13 protein-coding genes are annotated in these 17,195 nt (G+C 43.9%); 5 read left to right on the top strand and 8 right to left on the bottom strand.

What is annotated here, in order from left to right; translation table 11 throughout:
* Window positions 1-210: 210 nt before the first annotated feature.
* Entirely contained in the window at window positions 211-1,455 is a 1,245-nt protein-coding gene (locus ONE56_RS07925) for an iron-containing alcohol dehydrogenase (protein ID WP_041155485.1), read from the bottom strand.
* A 303-nt stretch (window positions 1,456-1,758) separates the two neighbouring features.
* Here ONE56_RS07925 and ONE56_RS07930 point away from each other — a divergent pair, with 303 nt between their 5' ends.
* Window positions 1,759-2,028 carry a GrxA family glutaredoxin gene (locus tag ONE56_RS07930; protein WP_423839630.1) on the top strand — a complete coding sequence of 90 codons (270 nt, stop codon included), beginning with the start codon at window positions 1,759-1,761 and terminating at the stop codon, window positions 2,026-2,028.
* Between the two features lie 267 nt (window positions 2,029-2,295).
* Window positions 2,296-3,978, top strand: coding sequence for an aspartate:alanine antiporter (locus ONE56_RS07935; RefSeq protein WP_041155483.1), 1,683 nt, complete (start codon window positions 2,296-2,298; stop codon window positions 3,976-3,978).
* Window positions 3,979-4,072: 94 nt separating this feature from the next.
* Here ONE56_RS07935 and fabV read toward each other — a convergent pair whose 3' ends face one another.
* Both fabV and ONE56_RS07945 read right to left on the bottom strand, forming a co-directional pair.
* Entirely contained in the window at window positions 4,073-5,275 is a 1,203-nt protein-coding gene (gene fabV / locus ONE56_RS07940; protein ID WP_041155482.1) for an enoyl-ACP reductase FabV, read from the bottom strand.
* Window positions 5,276-5,435: 160 nt separating this feature from the next.
* Window positions 5,436-6,077, bottom strand: a complete 642-nt coding sequence (locus ONE56_RS07945) for an outer membrane beta-barrel protein (protein ID WP_041155481.1) — start codon at window positions 6,075-6,077, stop codon at window positions 5,436-5,438.
* Between the two features lie 231 nt (window positions 6,078-6,308).
* On the opposite strand from ONE56_RS07945, the gene ONE56_RS07950 reads away from it, so the two are divergent.
* Complete coding sequence (locus tag ONE56_RS07950; RefSeq protein ID WP_331437558.1) at window positions 6,309-8,198, top strand: DUF294 nucleotidyltransferase-like domain-containing protein; 1,890 nt, start codon at window positions 6,309-6,311, stop codon at window positions 8,196-8,198.
* 8 nt (window positions 8,199-8,206) lie between these two features.
* A complete protein-coding gene (locus ONE56_RS07955; RefSeq protein ID WP_041155553.1) occupies window positions 8,207-8,926 on the top strand; it encodes a 3'-5' exonuclease in 720 nt (239 codons plus the stop codon).
* A gap of 168 nt (window positions 8,927-9,094) precedes the next feature.
* Here the strand turns inward: ONE56_RS07955 and ONE56_RS07960 are convergent, their stop codons facing one another.
* The gene (locus ONE56_RS07960) at window positions 9,095-10,978 is read right to left on the bottom strand and encodes a methyl-accepting chemotaxis protein (RefSeq protein WP_423839631.1); all 1,884 of its coding nucleotides are present in this window, start codon (window positions 10,976-10,978) and stop codon (window positions 9,095-9,097) included.
* Between the two features lie 218 nt (window positions 10,979-11,196).
* A complete protein-coding gene (locus ONE56_RS07965; RefSeq protein ID WP_331437560.1) occupies window positions 11,197-12,771 on the bottom strand; it encodes a BCCT family transporter in 1,575 nt (524 codons plus the stop codon).
* Between the two features lie 452 nt (window positions 12,772-13,223).
* Between ONE56_RS07965 and ONE56_RS07970 the strand changes: the two genes are divergently transcribed.
* Window positions 13,224-13,712: a MarR family winged helix-turn-helix transcriptional regulator gene (locus ONE56_RS07970; RefSeq protein ID WP_041155552.1), complete on the top strand. Its 489-nt coding sequence runs from the start codon at window positions 13,224-13,226 to the stop codon at window positions 13,710-13,712.
* 69 nt (window positions 13,713-13,781) lie between these two features.
* On the opposite strand, the gene ONE56_RS07975 is transcribed toward ONE56_RS07970, so the two are convergent.
* From ONE56_RS07975 to ONE56_RS07985, 3 genes are all read right to left on the bottom strand, one after another.
* On the bottom strand, window positions 13,782-14,417 hold the full coding sequence (locus ONE56_RS07975) for a response regulator transcription factor (RefSeq protein ID WP_041155479.1): 636 nt from the start codon (window positions 14,415-14,417) through the stop codon (window positions 13,782-13,784).
* The gene (locus ONE56_RS07980) at window positions 14,401-15,765 is read right to left on the bottom strand and encodes a cache domain-containing protein (protein ID WP_041155478.1); all 1,365 of its coding nucleotides are present in this window, start codon (window positions 15,763-15,765) and stop codon (window positions 14,401-14,403) included. Before ONE56_RS07980 ends, ONE56_RS07975 begins: the two co-directional genes overlap by 17 nt.
* Window positions 15,766-15,904: 139 nt before the next feature.
* On the bottom strand, window positions 15,905-17,191 hold the full coding sequence (locus ONE56_RS07985; RefSeq protein ID WP_331437561.1) for a TRAP transporter large permease: 1,287 nt from the start codon (window positions 17,189-17,191) through the stop codon (window positions 15,905-15,907).
* Window positions 17,192-17,195: the final 4 nt, after the last annotated feature.

The raw sequence follows: 17,195 nt of genomic DNA on the forward strand, positions 1-17,195 counted from the left end.
TAGTTAAACTCAGTATTGGTGAAGAGTATAAAGGGGAGCTCCGTTTAGCTCCCCTTTTCTTTTTCTGTACGGCCTTCAATACTCAGAGAGTATACCCGCCTTAATTATTACTTACGCCTTAACTATTACTTACGCCTTAATTATTACTTGCGCCTTAACAACTACTTGCTCCTTCGCTTTCTCTGGTTGATATGACTCGAGGTAGAAGCACTAATCATTGACACTAGAAAAATTCGATCTCGACTCCTGCTCTAAGATGTCGACAGCGTAACTTCCATTGTCGTCCTCCTCTGCTTTTTCTTCACAGTTTTCACACACCTGCTTCAAAATATAAATCAATCGCTCTTCGTTCAATGGCAAAGGATTACCTTTGATGGCGATAGATTTAAGCGCATCTTTGGCTATCTGTTCAAACGATGTCTGACACAACCCAAAGCGACTTAGCAAAGGAATGTCTAACTTATCCAAAATCATATTGACCCACAGCACACCATCATATTCATTCGCGTTGACGCGTTTAGTGACAAGCTGTGCGAGTCGACGATAACGCTCAATCACCTCTTTACGGCCGACTCTTTTTGCCGCTTTAATGTTTTCTTTCATCACATGAGGAGCAAGGCGCGCAGTGATAATACTATGCGGTGCAGACAATTTACCACCCAAAGCCGCGGCCAACCCATGTGCGGCTCCAAGCTTGGCGTTAGTGATCGCCATGCCACCCAGCAAAGCTGCAAAAGACAGATCAGAACGCGCGATATGATCATCATACTTGCAGGCTGATATGACCGAGCGGCTCAAACGACGCAATCCCTCCTCACATATCATATCAGTGAGTGGATTGGGATCTCCGCAGACATACGCCTCCATGAGATGAGTGAAAGCATCCATCGCCCCACGTCCAGACGTGTATTGGTCTGTTCCATAAGTTAACGTAGGGTCCACGATGGCTACATCAGCGAGCATATCCGGGCTTCTTAAACTCACTTTAACTTGGTCTTGTCCAGATTTTAATACAGCATTACGGGTCACTTCAGCCCCCGTGCTTGCAGTCGTTGGTATCGCGATAAAGTGAATAGGTTTGGTTTTTAAAGGCACATTTCTACCTACCACTTCTACGTAATCATAAACATCCCCCAAGTTTGGAATAATAGCAGCCAGTGCTTTGCCCATATCGATGACGCTTCCACCTCCTATTGCAATAACCATATCAGGTTGAAATTTACGACCTATTACGGCTGTCTCTTCTACCATGGTAATATAAGGTTCACCGCGCACTGCTACATGCTGGTAACGCATCCCTTGAGACTTTAGGTAAGCTAAAATCGGCGCAGCTCTTTTAGTGTCTTGTCCTGACACCAGTAACACACTGTAACCAAATTGATTAATGACCGATAACGACGACTGTAGTGCCCCTTCACCAAAAATAATTCGAGTTGCCGTCATAAACTGAAACATACACTTTCTCCCCAAATATCCACTATCACTAGAGTGCTATGATTTTCTGAAAAAAAAGTTGACCAAATCCACTTTGCTACCAATAACCTTACGATACACATGCTTTTATGCGTCAAATCACATCACGCTCGTTAATGCTCGTATAGATTTTGTCCGATAGGTTTTGACTATGAGAGCGAGAGGCAATTGCTGCTTTATTTCTATATTTGGATAAGGCATAGTTATCTCAACAAAAGGGAGCGTTCGATACTCCTGTGCAGGTGTACGCTGTCTAGAAAAATATGTTTAGGAGAAATTAAGATTATGTTCGTTGTTATCTTCGGTCGCCCAGCTTGTCCTTTCTGTGTACGTGCAAAAGAGCATGCAGAAACACTAAAACAAAAACGTGAAGACTTTAACTACCGTTATGTTGATATCCACGCAGAAGGCATTTCTAAGGCTGATCTTGAAAAGACCGTAGGCAAGCCTGTTGAAACAGTTCCTCAAATTTTTATCGACCAAGAACATATTGGCGGTTGCGATGATTTCGAAGCCTATGCAAAAGAACATCTAGGCCTGTTCGACGAAGCGTAATAAAAGACAAGTGAATTTTTAAAAGCCGTGTATAACGGCTTTTTTTGTATCCGCTCTAAACCCAGACCTTACGTTATACTAATCGTAGTAAATCACTGGTCATTGTAGCTGGTTCAAATGAACACTTATTTACTACGATTAGTATTACAACAGTTGCATTACATCAAATAATGTCAAAACTTAAAAAATTCACTTATCTTTTCAGAATATTTGGTTACAATTCGTTCTTAAATATATCTTTTGGCACATAATCTACCGAGCCACGCTGTGAACATAGACGTCGTACAACTTCTAGAACAAAACCCTATCCTCTTGATCTTCTTTGTATTAGCCATTGGTCTTGCTATCGGCAAGATACGTATTGGTAAACTACAACTCGGTAACTCCATTGGCGTGCTTGTTACTTCGCTTATCATGGGCCATCTTGGTTTCTCTTTTAACGCTGAGGCGTTAACCATTGGCTTCATGCTATTCATTTATTGCGTTGGTATCGAAGCTGGCCCCAATTTTTTCGGGATCTTTTTTAGAGATGGCAAACACTACTTTATTTTAAGTATGACGGTGCTCGTTTCAGCCTTGAGCTTAACTTACGGGCTCAGCCATTATTTTGGGCTCGATTTTGGACTCTCTGCGGGTATGATGGCAGGCGCACTTACTGCGACCCCCGTTCTAGTAGGTGCTCAAGATGCCCTAAACTCAGGCTTAGCGACAGTTCCAAGAAATATGGATTTTGCAGTGGTATTGGAAAACCTCTCTGTCGGTTATGCAATGGCCTACTTAGTTGGTTTAATCAGCATGATCATGTTCGCTAAGCTATTGCCAAAACTGCAAAAACAAAACCTATCAGATTCAGCGCAACAAATCGCAAAAGAGCGTGGCCTTGGTAACAACAGTCAAAGAAAAGTGTATTTGCCTATTATTCGTGCGTACCGTGTAGGACCAGAACTGATCGACTGGACGGGAGGGAAAAACCTCAGAGAGTTAGGCATTTATCGACAAACTGGTTGCTATATTGAACGGATACGGCGTAATGGTATCCTCGCCCACCCCGATGGAGATGCGATTTTACAAGAAGGTGATGAAATTGCTTTAGTTGGCTTTCCGGATAGTCATGCGCGTCTAGATCCAAGCTTTCGTCATGGCAAAGAAGTCTTTGATCGTAATCTACTCGACTTGCGCATCGTTGAAGAAGAAATTGTGGTAAAAAGCGACTCTATTGCAGGCAAACGTCTGTCTGATTTGAACCTTTCAGAGTTCGGCTGTTTTTTAAACCGAGTCGTTCGTGCACAAATTGAAATGCCCATGGACTTAGACATTGTTTTAGCTAAAGGCGATATTCTTCAAGTTAGTGGAGAGAAGAGCCGAGTTCACGGACTTGCAGAAAAAATTGGATTTATCTCCATACACAGTCAAATGGCAGACTTGCTGGCATTTTGCAGCTTCTTTATTTTAGGGATTATGTTTGGCTTGGTGACAATGACGTTCGGTCAAGTCTCCTTTAGCCTAGGTAACGCTGTAGGCCTGCTGTTGTCAGGAATTTCACTAGGCTTTTTAAGAGCCAACCACCCAACTTTTGGCTACGTTCCTCAAGGGGCGTTAAACATGGTTAAAGACCTCGGTCTCATGTTTTTCATGGTCGGGATCGGTTTAAGTGCCGGGGGCAAGATGTTCGAGCATTTAACTCAAGTGGGTCCTCAGGTCATTGGGCTCGCATTTATCGTCAGCGTGGTTCCTGTCGCACTTGCCTATCTTGTCGGTGCGTATCTGCTAAAAATGAACAGAGCAATGTTGTTTGGCGCGATCATTGGTGCGCGTACTTGTGCTCCAGCCATGGATGTGGTCAACGACTATGCGAAATCGACGATTCCGGCTCTCGGATACGCCGGCACCTATGCGATAGCAAACATCTTAATGACGTTAGCAGGTACCATTCTTATTATCTTAAGTTGATGTGTTAAGCGACAAGCCATCAAGCATACACAACATAAAACAGAAACACAAAAAAGGCGCTCAATGAGCGCCTTTGTCATATCTAGCAAATAGATTAGATTTGAATGAAATCTGCTTCTACTGCTGGGTTTACGTCCGCTTCGTAGTCTACGCCGTCAACACCAAAACCGAATAGCTTCAAGAACTCTTCTTTGTACTCAACGTAGTCAGTCAATTCTTTTAAGTTCTCTGTGGTGATTTGTGGCCATAGCTCACGGCAGTGTTGCTGGATATCGTCACGCAGTTCCCAGTCGTCAAGACGTAAACGATTCATCTCATCAACTTCTGGTGCGCTACCGTCTTCTTTATAAAGACGCTGGCTGAACATGCGATAGATTTGTTCCATACAACCTTCATGCACACCCTGTTCACGCATTTTCTTGAACACCATTGCGATGTACAGTGGCATCACTGGAATTGCAGAGCTTGCTTGGGTCACTACAGACTTCAGAACCGCAACGTTTGCGCTGCCACCTGTTGCTTGTAGTTTATCATTAAGCGCTTTAGCCGCACGGTCTAGGTCCATTTTAGCCTTACCCAATGCGCCATCCCAATAGATTGGCCAAGTCAGCTCGGTACCAATGTAACTGTACGCAACGGTTTTACAACCATCCGCCAACACACCCGCTTCAGAAAGCGCGTTGATCCAAAGTTCCCAGTCTTCGCCACCCATTACGGTTACTGTATCTTTGATCTCTTCTTCTGTTGCTGGCTCAACACTTGCTTCGATGATGACATCTTTATTGGTATCGACCGCTGTTGATGTGTAAGTCTCACCAATAGGCTTCAGAGATGAACGAATGACTTCACCCGTTTCTGGCATTTTACGTACTGGAGAAGCCAGAGAGTAAACCACCATATCAATCTGACCTAAGTCTGCTTTGATCAGATCAATAGTCTTCTGTTTTGCTTCATTTGAAAAAGCATCGCCATTTAGGCTCTTCGCATAGAGGCCTTCTTCACGCGCTAACTTTTCAAAAGCCGCTGCATTATAAAAACCTGCAGTACCTGGTTTCTTCTCTGTGCCTTCTTTTTCAAAGAACACACCAATGGTTGCTGCACCGCCGCCAAATGCCGCCGCGATACGAGAAGAAAGACCGTAGCCACTTGATGCACCTACAACAAGAACACGTTTTGGCGCGTCTTTAATTGGGCCTTGTGCTTTCGTGTAAGCTATTTGTTCTTTTACATTAGCTTCACAGCCAACAGGGTGCGTTGTCGTGCAGATGAATCCACGAATTCTAGGTTTGATGATCATATTCAACTTCCTTTAAAAAACTGGGTTAGGATAAAAGTTTCGTCGGATTTTCGCATCTCATTTCTGTCAAAATGCTTCGAAAATGCAAGTGGTTGGAGCACTGTACGCTCCAATAAACAAAAAGCACCGATAAACGGTGCTCCGAATACATTTATTTAATCTAATAAACAAACTTAAAGCTTAAACCAACCTCATTGATATAACCTGGCTTTTCACCTGCATAATCGGTGTCACGAAACTGATAATATAGACCAGTACCAATCACATCGTGCCACTGGTAGTTAAAAGCAAACTTATAAATATTTTCATCAACAATATCACTGAAGTTCAATTTTACTTCCGCTGTCGCACTTAACTGTTCAGTAACCAAGTAGCTCCCCCCGACTGCAAAAGCATGAATAAACTCGCTGTCAGAGGACAAACTTTTGTCCGTCTCATCATCCGTCGCTTTCGCTTTAATCGCGCCTAAACTGTATATACCGTACACATCAAATCGCTCATTGATACCATAACGATAACCAGCGCCCGCCATGAGACGATCGACCCGAAGCGTATAATTGTCAGGGTGAAAAAATTGCGCGGAAAAGTCGATATTCATGAGCCAATTATCGGAAAACAAATAATTACCACCTAGGCCAATTGACGTCACGTTTGAATTATCCAACCATTCTTCATCGGTGGTACCGCCACCAATATCAAGGTGAATGTGTTCATAACCAAACTTTTCAACTTGCTTCGCATCTGACGCACTGCTAACTGCAGGAAAAACGACGAGCGGTAAAAATAACAAACTTCTTATCATTCCATTTCCTTCCATGAGAGACACGAAAACGATCTTTGACACCCATCTAAGTAAACCGCTGACTCAGACAACAGACTAAGATCAGACAGTATGCTAACCAATTTCTCTACGATTTGCCGTGTTACACATCCGAATCTTATGAATAAACAGCAAAAATAGATATCAGATAAGACTCTGTTTTAAAACTACGTTAAGATTACTTTATTCTTTGCACAACCAAAAGGTACCTTGATGGAAGCAGAACTTCTCGAGATCTATAACTTTTTCGCCAAGTACCCCCCATTCAATGAACTTCCTGAAGATGTTCTCACCAAAATAACAGAAAGCGTCGAAATCTCGTATTATCGCCAAGATACTCCCATCATCCATTTTGGTGACGATATTCAAGATCTCTATGTGGTCAGAAGTGGTGTCGTCGAAGTATATCGACGAAAAGGAGAACTCTATAACCGACTAGACGAAGGCGATCTATTTGGCCAAATGGGGCTTCTTACCAACAACAAAGTCCGTTTCCCTGTTAAAGCCATCGAGGACACCCTCCTCTATTGTATCCCTGTAGATTTATTTCAAGAAATTTATGAGGAGTACGACTCTTTTGCTGACTTTGTCGAGGTGGAAAACAGCTCTCGTTTGCGTCAAGCGATATCGGTCAACAAAGATGCGAATGATTTGACGACGTCAAAGGTAAAAAACTTATTGACCCGTGATGTGCCAACGATTCCACGTGATCACACAATACAACAAGCAGCGCAACTGATGGCAAATGACAATATCTCAGCGCTGCTTATTGTTGATCCGGACTTCGTTCAAGACGACGATGACCCGCAATCCCCAGTTGTCGGTATAATTACGGACAGAGATTTGTGTGCACGAGTGCTCGCTGAAGGGATTTCTCCACAAGACGAAGTGTCTACTGTGATGACAACCGAAGTGATGTCTTTAGATCACAACGCTTACGTTTATGAAGCGATGCTAACCATGTTGCGCTATAACGTTCATCATCTACCCGTCGTTAAAAATCAATTGCCAATCGGCATTATTGAAACGACGGACATCGTTCGTTATGAATCTCAAAGCTCACTCCTGCTTGTTAGTAGTATTTTCCAGCAACAAACTATCGAAGATTTGGCAGCTGTCGCAGCAGAAGTGAAAAGCAGTTTTGTTCGCTTAGTAAATGAAGATGCTAATTCTCATATGGTTGGCAGCGCGATGTCGGTGATCGGCCGTAGTTTCAAACAGCGATTACTTGAGATGGCAGAGGAAGAATTAGGTCCACCACCTATCCCATACTGTTTCCTTGCACTCGGCTCGATGGGGCGAGATGAACAGCTTTTAGTTACCGATCAAGACAATGCGATTATTCTTGACGAAAGCTACGAGGAAGAGAAGCATGGCAAATACTTTGCAGAACTCGCCAAATTTGTCAGTGATGGTCTTGACGCATGCGGTTATAAATATTGTACCGGTGACATCATGGCAACGAATCCGATGTGGCGCATGACGCGTTCGCAATGGGAAGAATGCTTCGCTGATTGGATCGATAACCCAAATCCTAAAGCGCTACTCAATGCATCAATCTTTTTTGACTTAGATGGTGTCTACGGTCGCTTGAAGTGGGCTGAGCAGCTCACCAGTTTTATTGTGCGTCGCGCGCGTAAAAATAACCGGTTCCTCGCTTGCCTTGCTCGTAATGCGCTTAACCGTACGCCGCCACTTGGTTTCTTTAAAGACTTTGTCATGGAGAAAGACGGTCAACACAAAAACTCAATCAACCTCAAACGTCGTGGCACTGCGCCACTAGTTGACTTAATCAGGGTGCACTCGCTCGCTGTTGGCTCTAGAGCTCAAAACTCATTTGAACGCCTTGATGATATCATTGACGCAGGGATATTACCGAAAGGTCGGGCACAAGATCTAAAGGACGCGTTGGAATTTATCTCAATGGTGCGAATTCGTCACCAAGCCACTGACGTCGAACTCAACATCGAGCCAGACAATAATATCGAGCCAGAAAACCTGTCAGATTTCGAGCGTCGTAATCTAAAAGATGCATTCCAAATCTTAAGTAATGGTCAGAACTTCCTTAAGTTCCGCTATCAAGCAACAAAGAGCTTCAAGTGAGGTTGAACATGTTCAAATGGCTTTTTGAAAAACCTATCATTCAGTGGCCAGCAAAGTTTGCTCAAAAACGCGAGCTGGCAAATGATGATCGTTTAGTCGCGTTTTATAGTACGGAACTTCCAGCACCAGAGACCCCTATTTCTGAGATAGAGTTCGTGGCAATGGACTTCGAAACTACGGGCTTAAACCCAGAGAAACACGACATTATTACGATTGGATTGGTCCCCTTCAATCTGAGACGTGTATTCTTACGTGACTCACGCCATTGGAAAGTGAGACCTAAGAAACAGTTAAAAGAAGACTCGGTCATTATTCATGGCATCACCCATAGTGACTTGATCGACGCGCCGGATTTAAGCGATATTCTTGAAGAATTGCTGCCTTGCTTAAGTGGCAAAATCGTCGTGGTTCATTATCGCCGTATTGAGCGTGAATTTCTCAACAATGCCCTTAAGAGTAGAATCGGAGAAGGCATCGAGTTCCCTGTTGTCGATACACTCAAACTCGAAGAAACCATCCAACACACTCGAGCCCGCAACTTGTGGGAAAAGATAAAAGGTAAGAAGCCTGAATCCGTCAGGCTGGCGCAATCTCGTCGTCGTTATGGTTTACCTGATTACACGCCACACCATGCACTTACTGATGCCATCGCGACTGCTGAATTACTGCAAGCGCAAATCGCCCACCATTACGACGATAGCGACCCCATTAGCCACTTTTGGTTGTAGCGGTCCTGAAGATAAAGTCCGAAAATAATAAAGGAGCCGACTCGGCTCCTTTATTTATTATGACGCGAACGTTATGACAAGAAATTTATAACGCCGTTAGCGAGTATTTTAACAAGCTAGAATGACCAGTTATTTATTACGATTAGTACTCGCTTAGCGACTTAAACGTTACAGTTTAAAACGCTTTAATTCTTGTTCCAACTCATGGGATAACTGCGACAAATACGCCGCCTGCTCTGCAGCTTGTCCCGCTTCCTGTGACAACTCGTTAGACACATCTCGGATCCCTTCTGTGTTCCGTGTTATCTCCGAAGTCACTGAAGCTTGCTCTTCTGCCGCCGAGGCAATTTGCATCGCCATATCACTAATTCTTTCTACAGCGCTATGAATCTGAGTCAAGCTCGTTGCTGCAGAATTCGCGTCATCAACACTCGTTTCTGCCAGTCGGCGGCTATCTCCCATGATATTAACGGCTTTCGCTGTGGTTCCTTGCAGCATTTCAATCGTTTCTTGGATTTCTTGCGTCGACGCATGAGTACGCTGACTCAATACACGAACCTCGTCAGCAACGACAGCAAAGCCGCGCCCCTGCTCACCGGCACGTGCCGCTTCAATGGCTGCATTTAACGCAAGTAAATTGGTTTGCTCTGCAATCCCTTGAATAGTCGATAGTATCGTATTAATACTGTTACCATGCGCTTCAAGCTCTTGAATCACGTTTGTCGCAACTTGCACTTCTTGAGCCAGATTCTGTATTGAACTTTGGGTCTGAGCAACCTGAGTAGAACCATGAGCGCAAGACGCTACTGCTTCTTCAGAGTTATTTGCCGTGCTGTCCGCATTACCAGCAATTTCCTGCGTTGCTGCCGCCATTTCGTTGACTGCAGTTGCCACCATATTGATCTCATCTTGCTGATAAGAAATTCGCTGGCTACGCTCCTCAGATTGTTGTGCAGCAGTCCGAGCTTGCTCAGCAAGAGCGGTTGATACATGGCTTAACTTTGTCACCATGGTGTGCATGTTTCCGACAAAACGGTTAAAGCTACCTGCCAATCGACCAACTTCATCATCACTGCGAGGCTCTAGACGTTGTGTTAGATCACCGTCACCAGACGCGATTTCTTCCAGTGCATCAGATACTCGGCTTAAGTCACGGAACAAGTAACTCACCAACCACGATACTGACACAATCACCAACGCAGTAATCAGTACTGCTGCAATAAGTAACCCACGTATCAGGTCAGATTTGCCTGACTCTTCCGTGGCACGGTCCATCTCTATAGCAAATATCCACTGGGTACCCGCGACTTGCTTGAAGTAAAAAAACTTCTCTTGACCACTAACAACAATACTGACCAGTTTCGCCTGCTCGGCAGCACGCTGAATATCACTCTCAGAAAATCCTTTAAGCAAACTGCTGACGGGCTTAAGAGCTAAGCTTTTATCAGGGTGAGCGAGAAAAGTGCCATCTTTCATATCAATTAACATCGCGTGGGCATTTTTGCCTGCGTCAATATTAATAACATCACTGATCAGTTGGTCAATCAGTACATCTGCACCAACGACACCAACCAGTTTGCCACTTTTCATCACTGGCTCAGCAATCGTCACCAACAAAGCATTGGTAATTGCATCCTGATAGGCCGCTGTAATAATTTGCTTTCCTGCCGCTTTGGCATCTTTGTACCATGGGCGTGTTCTAGGATCGTAATCAGCACGATTGCGCTCAGGGTGAGAACGGAACATCCCCCCGCTTGGTGTTCCTAAAAAGATATCGTCAAAGCCAGCCGCTTTACGGGACTGTTGTAAGAAAGGAACAACATCTTGCTCCGTAGAGTAATCATTAAATGCAGAGGCAATCTCTTTTCTAATGCTCACCCAGTCGGAGATCCCTTCTGAAGCAGAACTACTCAAGCTCTGGGCTCTGGCATAAACACCTGAACGCGTTTGTTCGGACAATTGACTGGCAGACAACCAAGTAAGAGCTGCTGCCATAACAACGACGGCAGATAAACTCGCTCCAATAAGTTTTTGTTTTAGTGATAGCTTCATTAGATGAACTTGAATTTAGACAACTATTAAGGTGCGGAGATATTACACGCTTTCCTACAGATATCCACCAAATTTTAACCACCAACACCTTTCACTAACTCTTTGTAAAATAAATACTTTTACGTGTCATTTTTTTGTCGACCGTCAGAAAGATAGCACAAAAAAAGCCAGCATAATGCTGGCTTGATAACTCGCTGTTAGATAAGCTACTTTACACTTTAGTAGTCGCGTTCTGTTTTCATACCCATTATTAGGCTTACACACATAGCAAGCAGGATAATAGTAAACGGCAATGCGGTTGAAATCGCTCCAGCCTGAAGTGCCTGAACCGCTTCTGAACCACCAATCCACAGCAGAGCAACTGCGATAGCCCCTTCCATGAACGCCCAGAAAATGCGTTGCGGCACAGGTGCATCAACCTTACCACCAGCAGTAATACTATCGATAACCAAAGAGCCAGAGTCTGATGACGTGATAAAGAATACCAATACCAATACAATCGCTATGATTGACAGTATGTTACCGAATGGGAGCGCATCAAACATTTGGAACATAGCCAACGAAACATCAGTTAAGCCATTCTCACCCAGTATTCCTACTTTATCGACGACCTGCTCTATTGCCAATCCACCAAATACTGACATCCAAATCACTGTTACAAACGTTGGAACAAGCAGAACAGCGGTAATGAATTCACGTACGGTACGGCCACGAGAAACACGAGCGATAAACATGCCTACAAATGGTGACCATGAAATCCACCAAGCCCAATAGAACACAGTCCAACCTTGAAACCACGCTTCATCAGTACGACCAAACGGATTGCTCAGAGGGATGATGTTTTCAACATAAGCCATGAGTGTCGTTGGAATCGATCCTAAGCTCGCTGCCCAGCCAATCAAACCGACGAGAACAAGCAACAAGAAAGCTACCAGCATGTTGATGTTACTGATAACTTTCACACCACCATCAATACCACGGACAACCGAAACAACTGCAAGTAACGTAACGACCGTAATAACAACGATCTGCAAACCAATACCTGCATCAACACCGAATACATGATGAATACCACTCGCTGCTTGTTGTGCGCCTAAACCCAGTGACGTCGCCAATCCAAACAATGTGGCAAGCACAGCAAGAATATCAACAATATGGCCAGCCCAGCCCCAAGCACGATCACCCAACAGCGGGTAGAAAATAGAACGCATTGAAAGTGGCAGGCCTTTGTTGTAGGCAAAAAATGCTAAGGAAAGTGCAACAACGCCGTAAATCGCCCATGGATGAAGTCCCCAGTGGAACATCGTCGCGCCCAATGCCAGTCTTGCTGCTTCAGGCGTGTTTGCTTCGACACCAAGCGGCGTTTCATACCAGCCTGTAAAGTAAGCGACCGGCTCTGCAACACTCCAGAACATCAAACCGATACCCATACCGGCTGCAAATAGCATTGCCAGCCAAGACATAAAAGAATAGTCGGCTACCGCATCTTTGCCACCGAGCCGGATCTTACCCAGAGGCGACAAGATCAACGCAAAGCAGAAAATAACGAAAATATTACCTGAAATAATGAACAACCAATCGAATGAGCCGATGATTTTCCACTTTAGCCCATCAAGTACTGTTTTAGCAGTGTGAGCGTCTAAAACTAATGCTGCGACCAAAAATAGTGCGATTAAACCTGCACTAATACCAAACACAGGGTTATGAACATCAAATCCCCATTTCTGCACATTATCTTGCCCCACTGTATAGTCGGTACTATCGATACTGTACTTATCTATACCCTTTGTCATCGTTCCTCTCTATTTCTCTGTACTCATTTCGCATCCAACTATAAAAAATCATTCGAACACGATGCGATTTACATTCCATGACGGCGCAAGATCCTAACACCCATATTGATTTTGTCTATAAAAACCGACAAAAAAGCCAAATTTACCACATGATTATCAAAGATTTTTGGCAATGAGAGGTAGCACCTAGCCTTTCAATTAGTTAGACCACAAATAATTACTGCTATAATAAATTTATCGTTTTCACTATCGGTTTTAGAGCTTTTTGCGATTGAAGAGAACCCAAATAAATCGGGTTGATTTGTTAATCGGTGGGTTTGGTATCGTGCTGACTTATCAGTAGAAGAAAAAATGAATATTATTGAGATAATTTTTTATTGGATCTCTTTAAATAGACGTACTTTTAAGTTAGTGTCGGCTCGTTAAATATTCACACAGACTGGATGAAAAAATTGGAAAAGTACGAAGAAGTATTGGTCTCGATTCGTCAGATCATCCGCGCTATTGATTTACACTCAAAAAAACTAAGCAAAGAGTCTGGCTTGACCGGCCCACAATTGATTTTGATGCAAGCAATCAATGAGTTAGATAACGTGACGATAAAGCAATTATCTAGCCATACTAATATGAGCCAAGCAACAGCGACGACCATACTGGACAGGCTAGAACGAGGCCAGTTCGTTGAGCGTCAACGTAGTGTACAAGACAAACGCAAAGTCCATGCGGTACTGACTGCTAAGGGACAGGAGGCGTTAAGACAAGCGCCAACTCCGTTACAGGAACACTTCATTAATCGCTACCAAAAACTGGAAGAATGGGAACAAACTTTGCTGTTGTCTTCAGTACAGCGAATTTCAGCAATGATGAACGCTGAAGATATAGACGTTGCTCCAATGCTAGAACTAGGAAGCATTACCCAGACCGAGTACAAAGCACAGTAATATGCGTTAGCCACTTACACGTGCTCGTTTTCAGCGAGCACTCATCCCACGATGAACCCCGCCACGCTGCTAAGTTAGTCCTGTTTCAAATGCGTATTTCGCCAACTCAGCGGTAGAGTGCAAATCGAGTTTATGTTTGATGTTATGGCGATGCGTTTCTACTGTTCGGTAACTGATGTTCAATAACGTGGCGATTTTTTTACTACTGTGTCCCTGAGCAACCAACTTTAACACTGCCTCTTCTCTGCGGCTTAAAGGGTTAGGTTTTTGGCTAGCCGGAATGACTTCCTGCGTAAATAACGTCTGTGTGACGGATTCACAAAAGTAGGTCGAGCCTTGATTGACGGTTTTGATCGCTTGGACCATTTTTTCAGCAGAAATTTCTTTTAGCATGTACCCCATCGCCCCCGCCTGCATCACTTTCATGATATATTCTCGGTTATCATGCATGGTCAACATGAGGATTTTGCTGTCTGGCATTGCTTCTTTGATCACCCCAGTGGCTTCTATACCGTTCATTATGGGCATGCTAATGTCCATCAAAATCACGTCCGGCCGCAGCAGCTTTACTACTTCAATCGCTTCTAGTCCATTACTGGCGGTACCAACCACCTCAATACCGGGCTCCAATTCTAGACGTGCCGTAAAACCATCTAACACCACCTGATGATCATCGACAATGACAATATTAATTGGCTGTTCCATACGTTAACTCTTCCAAATTCAATAGCACAGTAATTTCGGTTCCCAAGCCAGCTTCGCTCATTATCTCAAATTCCCCACCGATAAATTCAACCCGTTCCTGCATATTACGTAACCCGATACCTTGACGATGGGTTGATTGATTTGCAGCAAAGCCCACACCATCATCTCGTATCAATAATTGCAGCATATTGCCCATTTTTTGCAAAATAATCGTTACTTTATGAGCGCTTGCATGCTTTTCAATATTATTTAAAGATTCCTGTGCAACTCGATATAACGTGGTGGACACTTCTGAAGTAAGTTTTTCGCCTTGCGCATCAAGGTGACTATCAATATCAATCCCCGAATGAGAGTGAAAATCTTGGAGTAACGTTGCTAGCGCCGCCTCTAGACCTATATCATCCAATGCACTTGGACGTAATTGATGAGAAATGTGCCTAACCTCATTAATCGCAGTCATTAATGACCGTTGTGATTTATCCAAGTGGGATCTAAGGTTCTGATCTTCTAAACGGTGATTCATCAACTCTAGATGGCACTTGCTTGATACCAGTAGTTGATTGATACCGTCATGCAACTCCCGCGCGAGATGTTTTTTCTCATCTTCTTGAAACATGACCGTTTTATAAGCCAGTTCTTTAAGGTTTCGGTCTGCGAGGCGGTGTTCATGAAGATTAATTGCTAACGTAAAAACGATAATCACCGCCACAGTGACCACTAAAATCACCACCACGGAAAAGAAAGTGGTTTCAATGTTTTGATTCACCGCAGCGCGCATGTTTGCCACTTCTTGGCTTACATCCTCTATATACAGCCCAGTACCAACCATCCATTCCCATTTCTCCAACCAAGCCGCATAGCTGAGTTTAGGAACCACCTCACCTGTCGACGGTTTTTTCCATAGATATTGATGAAACCCTCCCCCAGTTTGAGCTTGATATAACAAGGCTTCAATCAACCAATCCCCATTTTCATCTTGTAGACCGATAAGGTTTTGACCGACGAGTTCAGGTTGAACAGGATGGACGAGGTTTGTGCCCTGCTTATCATAGGCAAAAAAATACCCGTCTGTTCCGTAAGATAAACGATTTAAAATATCTTTGACTCGAGCCTTCGCAACAGACTCTTCGAGAGTAGGATCATTATAGATGTAGGAGATCGAATCGAAAGCGACATCCACGGTGTCTTTCAACGCCGCTTCTTTTGAATGAATAAGATTTTGCTGAAAAATGTCTACTTCTTTTTGACCAAGTGTTTTGGCTTGATAGATAGAAATCCAGCTGATACTGACTGACACCAATACCAAAGGTATCAGTGTCAGTAGAATTAATTTCGCTTTGAGAGGCATTTTTTCACTCCATGAAACACTGCTCATCAGGGCTAATGCAGATTAGCAACTTGTCTCTAAAGGTAAAAACTCTCAGTTCACAAATTCTTCTTTAACCTCACAGTACTTTCAACAAAACCAAACGATATCACGTGTTGAATTACGCCATCCCATAGAAACCAGGGAAGAATAACAGTGAAGCTAATACCACGATTTGGATTGCGATAAATGGCATCACGCCTTTATAGATATCCCGTGTTGTTACACCAGAGGGAGCGACACCTTTCAAGTAAAACAAACTAAAACCAAACGGTGGTGTTAAAAACGATGTCTGCAAGTTCATCGCAACCAGAATCGCAAACCAGGTCATATTAATGCCAAGCAATTCTGCCACTGGCGCGATGATGGGCACAATGATGAAACAGATCTCGACGAAGTCGATAAAGAAACCCAAAATCAGAATGACCAACATAGTGATAATGAGGAAGCCCCACTTTTCACCGGGCAACTGCAGCATCCACTCTTCGACTAAGTAATCTCCCCCCGTGTAAGTAAACGCCATAGAAAACGCTGTTGCACCGAGCAAAATAGCAAAAACCATCGCTGTGACTTTGACTGTTTCTTTTGAGGCCTCGTACACCATCGACCAACTAAACTGCTTATATAACAGCGCCAATACTATAGCACCTGCCCCACCCAAAGCAGCAGATTCGGTCGGAGTCGCAACCCCAGCAAAAATGGACCCCAAAACGACAATGATCAAAGCAAGAGGAGGCACAACGGCCTTTAGGGCACTGAGCACTTCTTCTTTGCGGCTGATCGTTTCGTCACGCTCTATAGACTGCGCGGCTTCAGGGTTTAGCTTGGCATAAATTAAGATATACACCACATAAGCACCCACCAGCACCAAACCAGGCCAGATGGCTGCTTGAAACAAATCGCCAACTGGCACACCCAGAACATCGCCCAATAGAATCAAAACGATCGACGGCGGTATGATTTGACCCAACGTCCCTGACGCACAAATAGTGCCACATGCTAAGCCTTTATCGTAATTGTACTTGAGCATAACGGGGAGAGAGATCAATCCCATTGCAACAACCGAGGCCCCAACAACACCCGTTGAGGCCGCAAGCAGTGCCCCCACTAACACAGTAGAGATAGCGATTCCACCACGGACACCGCCAAACAACCGCCCCATCGATTCAAGCAACTGCTCTGCAAGTTTGGTTTTTTGTAACACCAGTCCCATGAAAACAAATAACGGTACGGCCATTAAAACCGTATTTTCCATAATGGACTGAATGCGATAAGGCATAAATGCAAACATTTCAATGCCTTCTGCCCAAACACCAAAAATCAGGGCAATACCACCAAACGTAAACGCAACAGGGAAGCCAAGCAGCAACGCAAATAGCGCAACAAAAAACATTACTATACCGATCATCATG

Source organism: Vibrio mytili (genome assembly GCF_049563345.1).
GTDB classification, from domain to species: domain Bacteria; phylum Pseudomonadota; class Gammaproteobacteria; order Enterobacterales; family Vibrionaceae; genus Vibrio; species Vibrio mytili.